Annotated in this window: 14 protein-coding genes and 1 pseudogene; 12 read left to right on the top strand and 3 right to left on the bottom strand. The window is 64.2% G+C overall.

Features of this window, described 5'->3' with window-relative positions:
* From truB to EJI00_RS02555, 3 genes are read left to right on the top strand one after another with little or no spacing between them, the layout of a single operon-like run.
* Window positions 1-957, top strand: a complete 957-nt coding sequence (truB, locus tag EJI00_RS02565) for a tRNA pseudouridine(55) synthase TruB (RefSeq protein WP_126745895.1) — start codon at window positions 1-3, stop codon at window positions 955-957.
* The gene (typA, locus tag EJI00_RS02560) at window positions 954-2789 is read left to right on the top strand and encodes a translational GTPase TypA (protein WP_126745894.1); all 1836 of its coding nucleotides are present in this window, start codon (window positions 954-956) and stop codon (window positions 2787-2789) included. The genes truB and typA overlap by 4 nt, the downstream gene beginning before the upstream one ends.
* A gap of 16 nt (window positions 2790-2805) precedes the next feature.
* Complete coding sequence (locus EJI00_RS02555; protein WP_185868042.1) at window positions 2806-3732, top strand: DMT family transporter; 927 nt, start codon at window positions 2806-2808, stop codon at window positions 3730-3732.
* Between the two features lie 64 nt (window positions 3733-3796).
* Here the strand turns inward: EJI00_RS02555 and EJI00_RS02550 are convergent, their stop codons facing one another.
* A complete protein-coding gene (locus EJI00_RS02550) occupies window positions 3797-4192 on the bottom strand; it encodes an ATP-binding protein (protein ID WP_126745893.1) in 396 nt (131 codons plus the stop codon).
* Between the two features lie 188 nt (window positions 4193-4380).
* Window positions 4381-4857 (bottom strand): SsrA-binding protein SmpB, encoded by a 477-nt coding sequence (gene smpB, locus EJI00_RS02545; protein ID WP_126745892.1) that lies wholly within the window; start codon window positions 4855-4857, stop codon window positions 4381-4383.
* Window positions 4858-4919: 62 nt separating this feature from the next.
* Between smpB and EJI00_RS02540 the strand changes: the two genes are divergently transcribed.
* Both EJI00_RS02540 and EJI00_RS02535 read left to right on the top strand, forming a co-directional pair.
* On the top strand, window positions 4920-5369 hold the full coding sequence (locus EJI00_RS02540) for a type II toxin-antitoxin system RatA family toxin (protein WP_126745891.1): 450 nt from the start codon (window positions 4920-4922) through the stop codon (window positions 5367-5369).
* On the top strand, window positions 5366-5701 hold the full coding sequence (locus EJI00_RS02535; RefSeq protein ID WP_126745890.1) for an RnfH family protein: 336 nt from the start codon (window positions 5366-5368) through the stop codon (window positions 5699-5701). The genes EJI00_RS02540 and EJI00_RS02535 overlap by 4 nt, the downstream gene beginning before the upstream one ends.
* Before the next feature lie 10 nt (window positions 5702-5711).
* Here EJI00_RS02535 and EJI00_RS02530 read toward each other — a convergent pair whose 3' ends face one another.
* Complete coding sequence (locus EJI00_RS02530; RefSeq protein ID WP_126745889.1) at window positions 5712-6239, bottom strand: DUF4124 domain-containing protein; 528 nt, start codon at window positions 6237-6239, stop codon at window positions 5712-5714.
* A 179-nt stretch (window positions 6240-6418) separates the two neighbouring features.
* Here EJI00_RS02530 and guaB point away from each other — a divergent pair, with 179 nt between their 5' ends.
* From guaB to EJI00_RS02495, 7 genes and pseudogenes are all read left to right on the top strand, one after another.
* Window positions 6419-7888, top strand: a complete 1470-nt coding sequence (gene guaB, locus EJI00_RS02525) for an IMP dehydrogenase (RefSeq protein ID WP_126745888.1) — start codon at window positions 6419-6421, stop codon at window positions 7886-7888.
* A 77-nt stretch (window positions 7889-7965) separates the two neighbouring features.
* Window positions 7966-8214, top strand: a complete 249-nt coding sequence (locus EJI00_RS02520) for a type II toxin-antitoxin system Phd/YefM family antitoxin (protein ID WP_126745887.1) — start codon at window positions 7966-7968, stop codon at window positions 8212-8214.
* Window positions 8215-8225: 11 nt separating this feature from the next.
* Window positions 8226-8645, top strand: a complete 420-nt coding sequence (locus EJI00_RS02515) for a type II toxin-antitoxin system VapC family toxin (protein WP_126746073.1) — start codon at window positions 8226-8228, stop codon at window positions 8643-8645.
* Between the two features lie 13 nt (window positions 8646-8658).
* Window positions 8659-10308: a glutamine-hydrolyzing GMP synthase gene (gene guaA / locus EJI00_RS02510; RefSeq protein ID WP_126745886.1), complete on the top strand. Its 1650-nt coding sequence runs from the start codon at window positions 8659-8661 to the stop codon at window positions 10306-10308.
* A 128-nt stretch (window positions 10309-10436) separates the two neighbouring features.
* Window positions 10437-11261 (top strand): annotated as a pseudogene (locus EJI00_RS02505) (efflux RND transporter permease subunit); the annotation flags it as partial.
* Between the two features lie 165 nt (window positions 11262-11426).
* Complete coding sequence (locus tag EJI00_RS02500) at window positions 11427-13853, top strand: catalase (RefSeq protein WP_126745885.1); 2427 nt, start codon at window positions 11427-11429, stop codon at window positions 13851-13853.
* A 129-nt stretch (window positions 13854-13982) separates the two neighbouring features.
* A complete protein-coding gene (locus EJI00_RS02495; protein WP_260590430.1) occupies window positions 13983-16499 on the top strand; it encodes an AI-2E family transporter in 2517 nt (838 codons plus the stop codon).
* Window positions 16500-16546 lie beyond the last annotated feature (47 nt).

Below are 16546 nucleotides of genomic sequence, written 5' to 3'. Positions count from 1 at the left end.
ATGAACGCGCCACGCACAAGGGTGCAGCGGCGCCCTGTGCATGGGGTGTTGTTGCTCGACAAACCGCTGGGACTCTCCAGCAACCAGGCCTTGCAAAAGGCCAAGTGGTTGCTGCGCGCCGAAAAAGCGGGCCACACCGGCACGCTCGATCCGCTGGCCACGGGGGTGCTGCCCTTGTGTTTCGGCGCGGCGACCAAGTTCAGCCAGTTGCACCTCGACGCAGACAAGACCTATGTGGCCACGGCCCGTCTTGGCGTGAAGACCGCCACCGCGGACGCCGAGGGCGAGGTCATCGCAGAGCGCCCGGTGCACGTCACGCCTGAAGACCTGGCCCGTGTGGAGGCGCAGTTCACCGGCCCCATCCGCCAGGTTCCGCCGATGCACAGCGCGCTCAAGAAAGACGGCAAGGCGCTGTACGAGTACGCGCGCGAAGGCATCGAAATCGAGCGTGCGCCACGCGACGTGGTCATTCACCGGCTGAGCATCACGCGAACGGACGAAACCGCCTTGCGGATCGTTGCCTCGGTGAGCAAGGGCACCTACATTCGCACCCTGGGCGAAGACATCGGCGAGGCGCTGAGTTGCGGCGCGCACCTGACCTCGCTGCGCCGCACGGCAACGGGCGGCTTCGGCGAGGCGCAGTGCGTCACGCTCGAGGCGCTCGAGGCCATGGGCGAGGAAGAGCGCCTGGCACAACTCCTGCCTGCCGAATCACTGGTGGACGGCCACAGCCGCGTCATGCTCGGCAACGAAGATGCGGCACGTTTTCTCTCGGGCCTGCGCCGCCGCGGCAGCTGGGCCGATGCCGGCGAAGTGGCGGTGTTCGGCATCGAACCGCCGGCCTTCCTGGGAACGGCCCACATCACGGCCAACGAATTGATTCCGGGGCGCTTGCTGAACCCCATCGAAATCCAGCAAATTCTTTTGAACGCACAACAGACCGAAGCGACACCATGAGTACCAAGCAAATCCGCAATATCGCCATCATTGCCCACGTGGACCATGGCAAGACCACGATGGTCGACCAGCTGCTGCGCCAGTCGGGCACCTTTGCCGATCACGAGAAAGTGGTCGACACCGTGATGGACAACAACGCGATCGAGAAAGAACGCGGCATCACTATCCTGGCCAAGAACTGCGCCGTGACCTGGGAAGGCACGCACATCAACATCGTCGACACCCCCGGTCACGCGGACTTCGGCGGTGAAGTGGAACGCGCGCTGTCGATGGTCGACGGCGTGGTGCTGCTGATCGATGCGCAAGAAGGCCCGATGCCCCAGACCCGCTTCGTGACCAAGAAGGCGCTGGCCCTCGGCCTCAAGCCCATCCTGGTCGTGAACAAGGTCGACAAGCCGGGCGCCAACCCCGACAAGGTGGTCAACGCCGCCTTCGACCTGTTCGACAAGCTCGGCGCGACCGACGAACAGCTCGACTTCCCCGTGGTCTACGCCTCGGGCATCAACGGCTGGTCGTCGCTGGAAGAGGGCGCTCCTGGTGAACAGTGGGGTCCCGACATGTCGGCCCTGTTCAACACCATCCTGAAGCACGTTCCGTCGCAAAAGGGTGACCCGGACGCGCCGCTGCAGCTGCAGATTTCCGCCCTCGACTTCTCGACCTTCGTCGGCCGCATCGGCGTGGGCCGCATCAGCCAGGGCACGCTCCGGCCCATGACCGACGTGCTGGTCATGGAAGGTCCGGACGGCAAGACCGTCAAGGGCCGGGTCAACCAGGTGCTGACTTTCCAAGGCCTGGACCGCGTGCAATCGACTGAAGCCGGCCCCGGCGAAATCGTGCTGATCAACGGCATCGCCGACATCGGCATCGGCGTCACCGTGACCGACAAGGACAAGCCCGCGCCGCTGCCCATGCTCAAGGTCGACGAGCCGACCCTGACCATGAACTTCTGCGTCAACACCAGCCCGCTGGCCGGACGCGAAGGCAAGTTCGTCACCAGCCGCCAGATCTGGGACCGCCTGCAGAAGGAACTGCAGCACAACGTTGCGCTGCGCGTGAACGAAACCGACGAAGAAGGCATTTTCGAAGTGATGGGGCGCGGTGAACTGCACCTGACCATCCTGTTGGAAAACATGCGCCGCGAAGGCTACGAAATGGCCGTGTCGAAGCCGCGCGTGGTGTTCCGCACCGTGAACGGCGAGAAGCACGAGCCCATCGAGCTGGTCACGGCCGACATCGAAGAGCAGCACCAGGGCGGCGTGATGCAGGCACTGGGCGAGCGCAAGGGCGAACTGGTCAACATGGAACCGGACGGCCGCGGCCGTGTGCGCCTGGAATACCGCATCCCGGCGCGCGGCCTGATCGGCTTCACGAATGAGTTCCTGAACCTGACGCGCGGCTCGGGCCTTATCAGCAACATCTTCGACAGCTACGAACCGCACAAGGGCGACATCGGCAGCCGCAAGAACGGCGTGCTGATCTCGATGGACGACGGTGAAATCTTCACCTACGCCCTGGGCAAGCTGGACGACCGCGGCCGCATGTTCGTGAAGGCCAACGATCCGGTGTACGAAGGCATGATCGTCGGCATCCACAGCCGCGACAACGACCTCGTGGTGAACGCCACGCGTACCAAGCAGCTGACCAACTTCCGCGTGAGCGGCAAGGAAGATGCGATCAAGATCACGCCCCCGATCGACCTCACGCTGGAATACGGCGTCGAGTTCATCGAGGACGACGAGCTGGTCGAAATCACGCCCAAGAGCGTTCGCCTGCGCAAGCGTTTCCTGAAGGAAAGCGACCGCAAGCGCGCCAGCCGCGAAACGGCGAGCTGATCGCCGACATCGACCGATGCTGCGCCTGACGCACGGAGGGGCCGTGTGGATGATGGTCGCCGTGACCCTGATGTGGGCCACGGCGGGCGTCGTCACGCGGCACCTCACGCAGGCGCACAGTTTCGAGATCACCTTCTGGCGCAGCCTCTTCACGCTGCTTGCGCTGCTGGTGATCTTGCCGCTTTGGCGGGGCCGGGCGGTGTTCTCTCAAATATGGCGCGGCGGTCGCGCGCTGTGGATTTCAGGCATCTGCTGGACGGTGATGTTCACCGCCTTCATGGTGGCGCTCACGCTGGCTTCCACTGCCAGCGTGCTGGTGACCATGGCGCTCGGGCCGTTGTTCACGGCGCTGGCCGCGCGCATCTTCATCGGCCACCGGCTGCCCGTTCGAACCTGGCTCGCCATTGTGGTCGCCGGGCTCGGCATTGCCTGGATGTACGGCACGCAGCTGATGCAGGGCGGGGCGGCGGGTGGATCTCTGCTCGGAACGCTGGTGGCGCTTTGCGTGCCATTGGCCGGCGCTACCAACTGGACAGTGGTTCAGCATGCGCATGCCAAGGGGCATGACATCGACCTGGTTCCCGCGGTGCTGATCGGCGCGGCGCTCAGCGCGCTGTTCACGCTGCCCTTTGCGCTGCCTTTTCAGGCGAACGCGCACGACCTCGGCCTGCTTGCCTTTCTGGGTGTGTTCCAGCTGGCGATTCCGTGCGTGCTTTCGGTGCTCTGCGCGCGGGTGCTGAAGGCGCCTGAAGTTGCGCTGCTTGCGTTGCTCGAGGTGATCTTCGGCATTGCATTGGCTTGGCTTGGTGCCGGCGAAACGCCCGCGCCCAGTGTGCTGACCGGTGGCGCGCTGGTCATAGGGGCGCTGGTGTTCAACGAACTGCTTGCATTGCGCGGACGGCGCACCGCGGCGGCAGATAGCGCGCTCCCCAGCGCGCATTGATCAAACCCAAAAGAAAAGGCCCCGACTTTCGCCGGGGCCTTTTGCATTCAGCGGATGGCCGGCCTCAGGGGCGGGCAACCTTCCAGGCGCCGTTCAGGACGCCGTCACCGGTCTTGTCGCCCGGCTTGCTGTCCTTCGTCCAGTAGTAGAGCGGAGAACCCTTGTAGGCCCACTGCCTCTTGCCGTCTTCACGCACGATGATGGTGTAGCCGCCCATGGGCTTGGCGGTTTCGGCCACAGGGAGCGGCGGCCAGTTGGCGGCGCACTGGGCGTTGCAGGCGGAGGTGCCTGCGCCGGGCGTATCGCGGGCGAAGGTGTAAAGCGTCATGCCGTTCGGTCCGACGAGCACGCCGTCGGCGGTGCGGGTGGGTGTGTCGGGTGCGCTGGCGGTCTTGTTGGACATGCCACCGCAGCCGGCGAGCAATGCCGCCGCGAGGATCGAGGCGCTGAGCAATTTCATGCAGTTTCTCCTTCAGTTGAAAAATCGCGAACACAAGCCAGTTGGATGCGCGAGCCGGCAGTTTATGCCGGCCCCAAGGCAAATCGCGGTAGGCGGGCGTCGCGAGTTCGGGAAAACATTACGCATGACAGCTTACCGGGCAACGAAACGGCCGACCCTGCGCCTTTGTCCACACCCGTGCAAAAAGGCTAGCGGCTGCGGCTTTTCATGGCGCGCTCGACCTCGCGCTTGCCTTCGCGGTCCTTGATGGTGTCGCGCTTGTCGTGCTCGGCCTTGCCCTTCGCGAGCGCAATTTCGCATTTGACCTTGCCCGCTTTCCAATGCAGGTTGAGCGGCACCAGCGCGTAGCCCTTTTGTTCGACCTTGCCCACCAGCCGGCGGATTTCTTCCTTGTGCAGCAGCAACTTCTTGGTGCGGACAGAGTCAGGGTTGACGTGGGTCGACGCGCTCTTGAGCGGGTTGATCTGCAGGCCGACAACGAACAGTTCGCCGTCGCGGATCACCACGTACCCGTCGGTCAGCTGCACCTTTCCTTCGCGCAGGGACTTGACTTCCCAGCCCTCGAGGACGATGCCGGCCTCGAAGCGTTCTTCGAAGAAATAGTTGTACGCGGCCTTCTTGTTGTCGGCAATGCGGGAGGAGGTATCTTGTTTCTTGGTGGCCATGGCTCGGAAAGATGGGGACGCATGGCTTCAATACAATCCGTCGCGCACGCTGTCCCGATTCTATGAAAACCGTCAACAAGTCCGTCCTCATCTGGTACAGCGCCGAAGAGATGTACGCGCTCGTCACCGATGTGGAGAAGTATCCGCAGTTCCTGCCCTGGTGCGACAAGGCCCGGGTCATCGAGGAAGACGAGGCCGGCATGACCGCCGAAGTCGGCTTGGCTTTTGCCGGCCTTCACCAGAGCTTCACCACCCGCAACAGCCATGTGCCGGGGCGCGAAGTGCACCTCAAGCTGGTCGACGGGCCGTTTTCCAATCTGGACGGCATCTGGAAGTTTGCACCTGTGGGCGAGCCGGGCGACCGGGCCTGCCGGGTCGAGCTGCACATGAGCTACGGCTTCAGCAACTTTGCGCTGCAGGCGCTGGTGGGGCCGGTGTTCGACACCGTGGCCTCCAGCCTTGTCGAGGCCTTTGTGAAGCGCGCCGAGCAGGTCTACGGCAAGGAAGGATGATCGAAGTCACGCTGAGCTGCTCGCCCGCGCCGCGCGAGGTGTTCGAGCAAGTGCTGCGGCTGCCGCCCGAGGCCACCGTTGACGATGCGGTGAGGGCCAGCGACCTTGCGCAACGCTTTCCGGACCAGGATTGGCGCCAGTTGATGACGCCGGGAATTTGGGGCAGGGAAGTCGCCTGGAATCAGCCGCTCAAGGACGGCGACCGCGTCGAACTGTGCCGGCCCTTGGCCGTCGATCCCAAGGCGGCGCGCCGCGAACGCTTCCAGCGCCAGGGCGCGCGGGGGACCGGCCTGTTTGCGAACCGCCGCAAGGGCGGCAAGGCCGGCTACTGAACCGGCGGACTTACTTGCAGTCGCTTTCGATGATCGACTGAAGGCGCTTCTGCTCGGCGGCACGGGCCGCGTCGTCCATGATTTCGCGTTCGCCCTTGGCATTGACCTTGGCCACGCGGATGCCGCTGTCGAACGTGGCCTTGCCTTGGCGCGCGCGTTCGCAGTTCTCGGCCTTAATCTTGGCGTTTTTCTCCGCCTCGGCGGCCTGCTTGGCCTTTTCTTCCGCCTGCGCCTTCTTGGTCTTTTCCTCGAGCTCCTTGTCGACGGCCGGAGGCTTGGGCGCTGCCGTGGCTTCACGGGCCCTGGGTGCGCCTGCCTCGTCGGAGGCGGCGCCGTCGGCAGGGGCAGAGCCGAAGCCCGTGCGGGCCGGCGGCGGCGAGCCCGCACGGCGAAGGATGTTCTTCTCGGGAATATCGGGCGGCGGTGCCTGGTCGCTGAAGACCTTCTTGCCGCTCTTGTCGATCCATTGCCACTGCGCGCTGGCCGACAGCGGCAGCAGGCAAACACATCCCAGTACGAGCCAATGCGCGATTTTCATGCGGCGAGTTTAGCTGGGCCTTACGTTTTGCAACACGGAAGGCCCACGCTTTCCACGCCGTCGAGTTGGAAATTGGCGACGTTCGACGATCTCGCGGGCCGCGCCGATATCGGCCGAAGCCCCTCAGGGGGCGGGTAAGTACCGGGCATCGTTACAATCCGTCTTTTGGAGCTTCACCCATGCGCCTTCTCGGCAAAGCGCTCACCTTCGACGACGTGTTGTTGGTGCCAGCGTTCTCCCAGGTCCTGCCCAAGGACACCTCCCTCGCCACCCGTTTCTCCCGCAACATCGCGCTCAATCTGCCGCTGGTTTCCGCCGCGATGGACACCGTGACCGAGGCACGCCTCGCGATCGCAATCGCGCAAGAAGGCGGCATCGGCATCGTGCACAAGAACTTCACCGCGGCCGAGCAGGCCGCGCAGGTTGCCAAGGTGAAGCGATACGAGTCCGGCGTGCTCCGCGACCCTGTGGTGATCACGCCCACGCACACGGTGCTGCAGGTCATGCAGCTGTCCGACGAGCTGGGCATCTCGGGCTTTCCGGTGCTCGACGGCGGCAAGGTGGTGGGCATCGTCACGGGGCGCGACCTGCGCTTCGAGAGCCGCCTGGACGTGCCGGTGAGCGAGATCATGACGCCACGCGAAAAGCTCATCACCGTACCCGACGGCACCACCCTTGCTGAAGCCAAGGCGCTGCTCAACAAGCACAAGCTCGAACGCCTGCTGGTCATCAACAGCGCGTGGGAGCTCAAGGGCCTGATCACCGTCAAGGACATCACCAAGCAGACCAGCTTCCCCAATGCAGCGCGCGACCCGAGCGGCCGCCTGCGCGTGGGCGCCGCAGTCGGCGTGGGTGCGGGCACCGAAGAACGCGTCGAGGCGCTGGTCAAGGCCGGTGTCGATGCCATCGTGGTCGACACCGCGCACGGCCACAGCGCCGGCGTGATCGACCGCGTGCGCTGGGTCAAGAAGAACTATCCGCAGGTCGACGTGATCGGCGGCAACATCGCCACCGGCGACGCAGCGCGTGCGCTGGCCGACGCCGGCGCGGACGCCGTCAAGGTCGGCATCGGCCCCGGTTCGATCTGCACCACGCGCATCGTTGCCGGCGTGGGCGTGCCGCAGATCATGGCCGTGGACAACGTGGCCACCGCGCTGCAAGGCACCGGCATTCCGCTGATCGCCGACGGCGGCATCCGCTATTCGGGCGACATCGCCAAGGCCATTGCCGCGGGCGCAAGCACCGTGATGATGGGCGGCATGTTCGCGGGCACCGAAGAAGCCCCCGGCGAAATCGTGCTGTTCCAGGGCCGCAGCTACAAGAGCTATCGCGGCATGGGTTCCATCGGCGCGATGCAGCAGGGCAGTGCCGACCGCTACTTCCAGGAATCGACCACCGGCAATCCCAATGCCGACAAGCTGGTGCCCGAAGGCATCGAAGGCCGTGTGCCCTACAAGGGCTCGATGGTTTCCATCGTGTACCAGATGTCGGGCGGCTTGCGCGCCAGCATGGGCTACTGTGGCTGCGCCACCATCGAAGAGATGAAGAACAAGGCCGAGTTCGTCGAGATCACCACGGCGGGCATTCGCGAAAGCCACGTGCACGACGTGCAGATCACCAAGGAAGCGCCGAACTACCGCGCTGAGTAAGCCTGATCTGGCCAGACCTTGAAAGTCGGGCCAGATTGGGGTTAGAATTTGGGCCAGGTTCAAACTTTCTGGCCCAAATGCAATCCATCGGCATCGCCGAAGCCAAGAACAACTTCTCCGCCCTGATCGACATGGTCGAAAAGGGCGAGGAGGTTCGCATCACGCGCCATGGCAAGGAGGTGGTGCGCATGCTGCCGGTGCGGCGCAAACCCGTCATCACCGACGAGCAGATCGAGCGCGAACTCGGCCAGATCGACGCGCTGCACGCCAGCATCAAGCCCGGCCAGTCGGTACGCGCTTTGCTCGACGAAGGGCGCCAATCGTGACAGCCTTCGTCATGGACGCTTCCGTCACCGCCGCCTGGCTGCTGCCCGACCAAGCCAGCGAGCACACCCGCAAGCTCTACGCCGCCATTCGCCGCGACGAGGTCGAGCCGCAGGCGCCCAACGCCTGGCAATGGGAGTGCGCCAACATCCTTGCCAACGGCGTTCGCAGCGGCCGCATTCCTCCTTCGGCCGTCGAAGGGCTGTGGAGCGTGCTCGATGCCATTCGCCACCGCGTGGAACTGCACGAGCTCGCGCCGGCCCAGCACAAGGCGGTGTTGGCTGTCGCCATCGACGCAGGCGTTTCGCTGTACGACGCGGGGTACCTGTGGCTCGCTAAATCGCTCAATCTTCCGCTCGCCACCTTCGACGAGCAACTCATCCAGGCTGCGCCGCAAGCGGGCGTCAGGCTGTTCGACATTTCAACGCTCTGACCGAGTCTTCTCAATGCAACACGACAAGATCCTCATTCTCGATTTCGGCTCGCAAGTCACGCAGCTCATCGCGCGCCGTGTGCGCGAAGCGCACGTGCTCAGCGAAGTGCACCCTTGCGACGTGACCGACGAATGGGTGCGCGAATACGCGGCCGACGGCCATCTGAAGGGCGTGATTCTTTCGGGCAGCCATGCGAGCGTGTACGAAGAGACCACCGACAAGGCGCCGCAGGCCGTGTTCGACCTGGGCGTGCCGGTGCTCGGCATCTGCTACGGCATGCAGACCATGGCGCATCAGCTCGGCGGCAAGGTCGAGGGCGGCCACAAGCGCGAGTTCGGTTTTGCGTCCGTGCGCGCCCATGGCCACACCGCGCTCTTGAAAGACATCGCCGACTTCACCACGCCCGAGGGCTTCGGCATGCTCAACGTGTGGATGAGCCACGGCGACAAGGTCACCGAGCTGCCGCCCGGCTTCAAGCTCATGGCCAGCACCGAGAGCTGCCCCATCGCCGGCATGGCCGACGAGGCGCGCCGCTACTACGCGCTGCAGTTCCACCCCGAAGTCACGCACACCGTGCAGGGCAAGGCGATCATCGATCGCTTCGTGCTCGGCATCTGCGAGGCGAAGCCCGACTGGGTCATGCGCGACCACATCGCCGAAGCCGTGCAGAAGATTCGCGAGCAGGTGGGCGACGAAGAGGTCATCCTCGGGCTCTCGGGTGGCGTGGATTCGAGCGTGGCTGCCGCGCTCATCCACCGCGCCATCGGCGATCAGCTCACTTGCGTATTTGTCGACCACGGCCTCTTGCGCCTGAACGAAGGCGACATGGTCATGGAGATGTTCGAAGGCAAGCTGCACGCGAAGGTCATTCGCGTCGATGCGAGCGAGCTGTTCCTCGGCAAGCTCGCCGGCGTGAGCGACCCTGAAGCCAAGCGCAAGATCATCGGCGGCGAGTTCGTTACCGTGTTCAAGCAGGAGGCTGCCAAGCTCAAGGCCGCAGGCGACGGCGGCAAGAACGGAGTTGACGGCCGACCGGCCGTCAAGGGCGCGACCTTCCTGGCGCAAGGCACCATCTACCCCGACGTCATCGAATCGGGCGGTGCCAAGAGCAAGAAGGCCGTCACCATCAAGAGCCACCACAACGTGGGCGGCCTGCCCGAGCAGCTCGGACTCAAGCTGCTCGAGCCGCTGCGCGACCTGTTCAAGGACGAAGTGCGCGAACTGGGCGTGGCACTCGGCCTGCCGCCAGAGATGGTGTACCGCCATCCGTTCCCCGGTCCGGGCCTGGGCGTGCGCATCCTCGGCGAAGTGAAGAAGGAATACGCCGACCTGCTGCGCCGCGCCGACGCGATCTTCATCGAGGAGCTGCGCAACTTCAAGGACGAGGCCACCGGCAAGACCTGGTACGACCTCACGAGCCAGGCCTTCACCGTGTTCCTGCCTGTGAAGAGCGTGGGCGTGATGGGCGACGGCCGCACCTACGACTACGTGGTCGCGCTGCGCGCGGTGCAGACCAGCGACTTCATGACCGCCGACTGGGCCGAGCTGCCGTATGCGCTGCTCAAGAAGGTGTCGGGCCGCATCATCAATGAAGTGCGCGGCATCAACCGGGTCACGTACGACGTGTCGAGCAAGCCGCCGGCAACGATCGAGTGGGAATGATTTGCCGCTTTTTGCGGACAATCGCCAACTATCGAAAAATCGACGTAAGCTGTTGATTTATAAATATTTTCTCCTCGACGTCTATCGACAACGATTGGTGGAAAGCAACTCAAGTTGACGGATCGCGCGGCGACGACACCGACACGTTGCGCGGCCTGGGCGAGCAGAGGCGCCAGGGACTTTCGGGCGTGCCTGGCCTGGTCGGCCTGACGGTGGAAAAGCAGGTGCTGATTCGCAGATCACCGTGCGTCTCGACCAGCGCAAGCTCGCACAAATGGGCCTCGCGCCCGGCGCGGCGCTACGACGTTGTGCGGCGCCTGCCCGACGGCAAGCGCAGCCCGCAAGACCTGGCGGCGACGCTGATCGATACCCGCCGGAAGGCGTCTGGTCTCGGCCATCGCGACGGTCGAGGAAGCCGAAGGGCCGAATCAGATCGGACGCGAGAACGGCCGCCGGCGCATCGTGGTGTACGCGAACACCGACGGCTCGGACATGGGCCGCGTGATCGCGGACATCCGCACGGTGATCGCAAAAATGAACCTTCCGCCGGGCACCTTCGTGAGCCTCGGAGGCCAGTTTCAAGGCGCAGGAGCAGGCGGTGAAGCTCATTGTGGGCCTGTCGCTGATTTCGCTGGCGATGATCTTCCTGGTGCTGTCCGCGCGCGACAGGTCCACTGTGCTGGCCGGCATCATCATGGCCAACATCCCGCTTGCGCTCATCGGCAGCGGGTGGGGATGTGGCTCACGGGCGTGAGCGAGTCTTTCCGTGGCGTCGATGGTGGGCTTCATCACGCTGGCGGGTATCGCCACGCGCAACGGCATCCTGAAGGTCCGGCAACTACGTCAACCTCTGCAAGTTCGAGGGCGAAAGCTTCGGCCAGTGGCTGACGCCGGTGCTGATGTTGCTCGCGGCGCTTCTGTTCGGAGTCAGCACACTCGACACCGCCCTCGACGAGCAGCGCGCGCTTGGATGGCACTCGTTCGTCCACTTACCGTAGACCAGCGGGGCCGAGCCGATGCATCAACAAGTCAGATGAGCCGTAAATTTCACGCGCATTCTTCCTACAGGTAAGGACGAGATGCACGCCTAGCCTAGCGTTTCCCCAATGGAGACCCTCATGGCCAAAAAAGCCCCCACCCCTGCAGCCGCGCTCGACGCCGCGCGCGCGGCCGCGCGCAATACCGACAGCGGACCCGCCCAACCCGCTCCGCCCGCCGCAGGCAAGGGCGACCTGCCGGCCCAAAAGGCCATCGACACGCAGGCGCTGGCGAGCGGCATGCCGTCGAACGAGAACAAGGCCTTGGAGTACGGGGAAGCCAACGCCTCCGCGACCCCGGCAGGCGTCACCGTCAGTCCGCCTTCGCGCCTGCCCACGGCCAGCACTCTCTCTGAACAGAATGTATCCGCGAAGACCGGCACCGTCGCACGCGAAGGCGTGAATGCCACCATCGACACCCTCGACCGCGTCCGCGTGGACTCCAGCGGGCAGCCCCTCACGACCAACCAGGGCGTCGCCGTTGCGGATAACCAGAACTCGCTAAAGGCCGGCGCACGGGGACCCGCGCTGCTGGAAGACTTCATCCTGCGCGAGAAGATCACCCACTTCGACCATGAACGCATCCCCGAGCGCATCGTCCATGCGCGCGGTTCGGGGGCGCACGGCTTCTTCGAGGCCTACGAGCCCTTGACGCAATACACCAGGGCCGCGCCCTTCAAGGAAGCCGGCAAGATCACGCCGGTGTTCGTGCGCTTCTCGACCGTGGCGGGCGAACGCGGCTCGAAGGACACCGCCCGCGACGTGCGCGGCTTCGCCGTCAAGTTCTACACCGACGAGGGCAACTGGGATCTGGTGGGCAACAACATGCCCGTGTTCTTCATCCAGGATGCGATGAAGTTCCCCGATCTCGTGCATGCGGTAAAGCCCGAGCCGCACCACCAGATGCCCCAGGCCGCCAGCGCGCACGACACCTTCTGGGACTTCGTCTCGCTGATGCCCGAGTCCACCCACATGCTGATGTGGCAGATGTCCGACCGCGCCATTCCGCGCAGCTACCGCATGATGCAGGGCTTCGGCGTCCACACGTTCCGCCTGGTCAATGACACGGGCGAGTCGGTGCTGGTCAAGTTCCATTGGCAGCCCAAGCTCGGCACGCACTCGCTGGTGTGGGAAGAGGCAGTGAAGATCTCCGGCGCCGATCCGGACTACCATCGCCGCGACCTCTGGGAAGCGATCGAGGCGGGCGAGTATCCTGAGTGGGAACTCGGCCTGCAGATCTTCACGGAAGCGCAGGCGGAGCAGTTCAGCTTCGACATCCTCGACGCAACGAAGATCGTTCCCGAGGAGCTGGTGCCCATCAAGATCGTGGGCCGCATGGTGCTCAACCGGAACCCCGACAACTTCTTCGCGGAAACGGAGCAGGTCGCCTTCTGCACCGCGCACATCGTGCCCGGGCTCGACTTCACAAACGATCCGCTGCTGGCCGGCCGCATCCATTCCTACGTCGACACGCAGATCAGCCGGCTCGGTGGACCGAACTTCCACGAGCTGCCGATCAATGCGCCCGTCGCGCAAGTACATAACAACCAGCGCGACGGCATGCACCGCCAGGCCATCAACCGGGGCCGCGTCGCCTACGAGCCCAACTCGCTCGCGGGCGGCTGCCCCTTCCAGGTCGGTGCTGGACAAGGCTTCGTCAGCGTCGCGCGGCGCATCGATGCCAAGGAAAGCGCAGACAAGCTGCGCATCAAGCCCGAGAAGTTCGCCGACCACTATACGCAGGCGCGCCTGTTCTTCGAGAGCCAGACCGAGGTCGAGAAGGCCCACATCGGTAACGCCTTCCGCTTCGAGCTGTCGAAGGTGACCGTGCCTGCCATCCGCGAGCGCGTGATCGCGAGCCTGCGCAACGCGGCCCCCGAGCTGGCGGCGCGACTGGCGCAAGACCTGGGCATGGACCTGCCGGCGGCACTGCCCAAGGCGCTGGAAAACCCCGCGGCACCGGAGGTCAAGATCTCCCCGGCCCTGTCGCTCATGGCACGCCCTGGCGACGGTGGCATCCGCACGCGCAAGGTCGCGATCCTCGTAGCAAACGGCGTCGAGGGCGCCTCGATCGGTGCACTCGTCTCCTCGCTCGTCGCAGCGGGTGCAGTGCCTCGCCTCATCGGCACGCGGCTGGGCACCTATGTCAGCGCGACCGGCGAGAAGTTCGCGGCAGACGCGACGATGGAGAACTCGCCTGGTTTCCTGTTCGACGCGCTGGTGCTGCCGGACGGCGCGGATGCCGTGGCGGCCTTGGACGCCGACGCCCACACCCTCGAATTCCTGCGCGACCATTACTGGCATTGCAAGACGATCCTGGCCTTCGGTGCATCGGAGGCGTTGTTAGCGGAGGCCCAGATCCCGATGACGCTGGCCGACGGCTCGCCTGATACAGGATTGATTCTCGCGGACGCCACAGATGCACCGAAGGCCATCACGGACTTCATCGCTGCCATGGGACAACATCGGCACTTTGGACGAGAGAACGACCCACCAATGGTCGAATGACGGTTGGGGTTGGGTGGCAAGCGAGCGTGACTCCATCTCGATTTCACGTACAGCAAGGGAGTTGGACTTGAACTGCGCGTCGCTTTTGACCTGAAAGTGCCTTCACGGACTCAAAACCAGTACGCCATCGTGACCTCAAACAAGCCGCAATCTGGCGGGAGTTCCCGCCTCACCGAAAGTGCTGATTCGGGCAACCGGGGCGCCGGCGAAGCTTCTCGCTTCAGCATGCTGTCGTCATCGCCTGATTCTTCATCGGAGCTTGCGGCACTGCTACCTGAGCTCAAGCTCGTGATCGGGCTCGTCACTGCCGGTGTGATCATCGCTGCGCTGTACTTCGGACGCGATATTCTGATTCCACTGGCGCTTGCATTTCTGCTGGGCTTTGTTCTCGACCCTTTGGTCATGCGTCTAAAACGCTGGGGCCTGCCGCGCGCCGCTGCGGTATTCATCGTCGTGGCATCTGCCCTGGGGGTGCTCGGGCTGGCAGGGCTGCTTCTTGGCAACCAGGTCAGCGCGCTCAGCGCGCAGCTACCAACGTATCAGAGCAACATCAAGAGCAAACTGAATGATCTGCGTGAAAGTGCCAGCAGGCCCGGCATGTTCGACGGCGCCTTGAAGACCTTCGACACGCTCAAGAACGAGGTAGACAAGGCACCCGCCAACCTTGCCGAAAGCAGCGAAAAAGCAAAGACAACTCCGCCGCCACCGCAGCGCGTGCAGCTGGAGCAGAAGTCTCCTTCGTCCTTCCAGCAAGCCATCACCTGGCTTGAAGCAAGCAGCGGTCCACTGGCCAACGCCGGCATCGTCCTGGTGTTCGTCGTGCTGATTCTGCTCGACCGGCTCGACCTGAGGGATCGGCTCTTGCGATTGTGGGGCGGCAGTCTGCATCGCTCCACCGATGCCATGGACGAGGCGGGCACGCGAATCAGTAAATACCTGACGATGCAACTCGTAATCAACCTGACCTACGGCGTCCCGATGGCGGTGGGCTTGTGGTTCATCGGCGTACCAGGGGCAATTCTGTGGGGCGCGGTGGCCGCCGTGATGCGCTTCGTGCCCTACGTCGGCCCCATGATTTCCGCCATTTTTCCAGTGGCACTCGCTTTCGCCGTGGACCCCGGCTGGAGCATGGTGCTCTGGACAGTCGGGCTGATCGTGGCACTGGAAGTCCTGAGCAACAACTTCATTGAACCTTGGCTATACGGGGCCAGCACCGGCCTCTCGGCGATGTCGCTCATGGTTTCCGCCATCTTTTGGACCGCGCTGTGGGGTCCCATCGGCCTGATCATGTCCACGCCCCTTACCGTGTGCCTGCTGGTCATCGGCCGATATCTGCCGCGGCTCAAGTTTTTGGACGTGTTGCTCGGCAGCCAACCCGCACTGGACACGCCCACCCGGATCTACCAGAGGCTACTTGCCGGTGACGTGGAAGAAGCCATTGAGCTGGCGACCGAGGTATCGGCAAATGGCGATGTTGCGAGTTTCTACGACGAGTCCGGCCTGCGCGTGCTGCGCATGGCCACGAGTGACCATGCGAGCGTGGCGACCGCGGAGCACCGCCACCGTGTCGTCATTGGCATGAATGCGCTGATCGACGACCTGTGCGAGCAGCACCCATCGCCTGCCGGATTGGGAGGGCCGAGTGTGGTGTGCATTGGAGGCAAGTGGGAGGTGGACAACTTGGCGGCCAACATGCTTGCGCACGCCTTGTCGCTCGAAGGAACACACGCAGAGCTTCGCCCGGCCGGCACCCTGAGCGCGGACTATATCGCCCGCCTGGACCTGGCCAGCGCCCACACCGTTTGCCTCTCGTTTTTCAGTCCGGAGCCGCAACTACAGGCGCGTCACTTCTGCAGGCGGCTGCGGCGAAGCTGGCCTGATGTACAGATCATCTTGACGTTGTGGAATGCGCCGCCCGAACTGCTGGCCGAGGATGCCTGCAAGAAGATGGGCGCCGATGCGGTGGTCACTTCCATCAGCGAAGCCGTGGTTCAGGTCTCCACCCTGATGGGTGTTCAGTTCAACGAAGGCTTTATGCCCGCGCCCATCCCCGAGGCAGACGCCGAACGGCTGCGTGCCTTACGCGCCAGCGGCGCATTGGATACTCGCGCACAACCGATTTTCGACACGGCAGCCAAACGCGCGGCGGACGTTTTCGACATGCCCATGGCGATGGTTTCGTTGATCGATGAAGGCAAGCAGACCGTCCGTGGCGCGCATGGCAGCTTGCCGGCAGCGGCAGAAGGGCCGAGTGAGCCCGTGCGCGGCGAAGATCTAAACATTCCGCGCTCGCTATCGATGTGCGGGCACGTGGTGGCGAACTCCCAAACGCTGGTGGTACCCGACATCGCACGAGACCTGCGCTTTGCCGGCAACCCGGCGCTTCAAGCGAAAGGCTTACGCTTCTACGCCGGCGCGCCATTGCGCGACGACGCTGGCCACGTCCTAGGCACGCTGTGTATCCTGGATGTGGAGCCCCACTCTCTCAATCAGCGAGAAGTGCGCTTGCTCGAAGCCATGGCAGATGATGTCATGAGCGTGTTGCGCGAAAGCGCCCTGCAATGGCGTGCAACCGCATCGGTACCCGCGCCAACTAGCAGCCCACCCTCGGCCACGGTGGGCCAGTTGCTGCCGTCTGGAGGCTGAGCGAATGTCGTACAGAGCGGAAAAGTCATAGAAACACCGGCGACTAA

It is taken from the genome of Variovorax sp. DXTD-1 (assembly GCF_003984625.1).
GTDB lineage: Bacteria > Pseudomonadota > Gammaproteobacteria > Burkholderiales > Burkholderiaceae_C > Variovorax.
The sequence above is the reverse complement of the archived record's forward strand: the minus strand, read 5'-3'. Positions and strand labels throughout refer to the sequence as shown.

Bases quoted from the DNA above. Each gene is read 5' to 3' on its own strand.
- truB (WP_126745895.1), top strand. From the start codon at position 1: ATGAACGCGCCACGCACAAGGGTGCAGCGGCGCCCTGTGCATGGGGTG.
- typA (WP_126745894.1), top strand. From the start codon at position 954: ATGAGTACCAAGCAAATCCGCAATATCGCCATCATTGCCCACGTGGAC.
- EJI00_RS02555 (WP_185868042.1), top strand. From the start codon at position 2,806: ATGCTGCGCCTGACGCACGGAGGGGCCGTGTGGATGATGGTCGCCGTG.
- EJI00_RS02550 (WP_126745893.1), bottom strand. From the start codon at position 4,192: ATGAAATTGCTCAGCGCCTCGATCCTCGCGGCGGCATTGCTCGCCGGC.
- smpB (WP_126745892.1), bottom strand. From the start codon at position 4,857: ATGGCCACCAAGAAACAAGATACCTCCTCCCGCATTGCCGACAACAAG.
- EJI00_RS02540 (WP_126745891.1), top strand. From the start codon at position 4,920: ATGAAAACCGTCAACAAGTCCGTCCTCATCTGGTACAGCGCCGAAGAG.
- EJI00_RS02535 (WP_126745890.1), top strand. From the start codon at position 5,366: ATGATCGAAGTCACGCTGAGCTGCTCGCCCGCGCCGCGCGAGGTGTTC.
- EJI00_RS02530 (WP_126745889.1), bottom strand. From the start codon at position 6,239: ATGAAAATCGCGCATTGGCTCGTACTGGGATGTGTTTGCCTGCTGCCG.
- guaB (WP_126745888.1), top strand. From the start codon at position 6,419: ATGCGCCTTCTCGGCAAAGCGCTCACCTTCGACGACGTGTTGTTGGTG.
- EJI00_RS02520 (WP_126745887.1), top strand. From the start codon at position 7,966: ATGCAATCCATCGGCATCGCCGAAGCCAAGAACAACTTCTCCGCCCTG.
- EJI00_RS02515 (WP_126746073.1), top strand. From the start codon at position 8,226: ATGGACGCTTCCGTCACCGCCGCCTGGCTGCTGCCCGACCAAGCCAGC.
- guaA (WP_126745886.1), top strand. From the start codon at position 8,659: ATGCAACACGACAAGATCCTCATTCTCGATTTCGGCTCGCAAGTCACG.
- EJI00_RS02500 (WP_126745885.1), top strand. From the start codon at position 11,427: ATGGCCAAAAAAGCCCCCACCCCTGCAGCCGCGCTCGACGCCGCGCGC.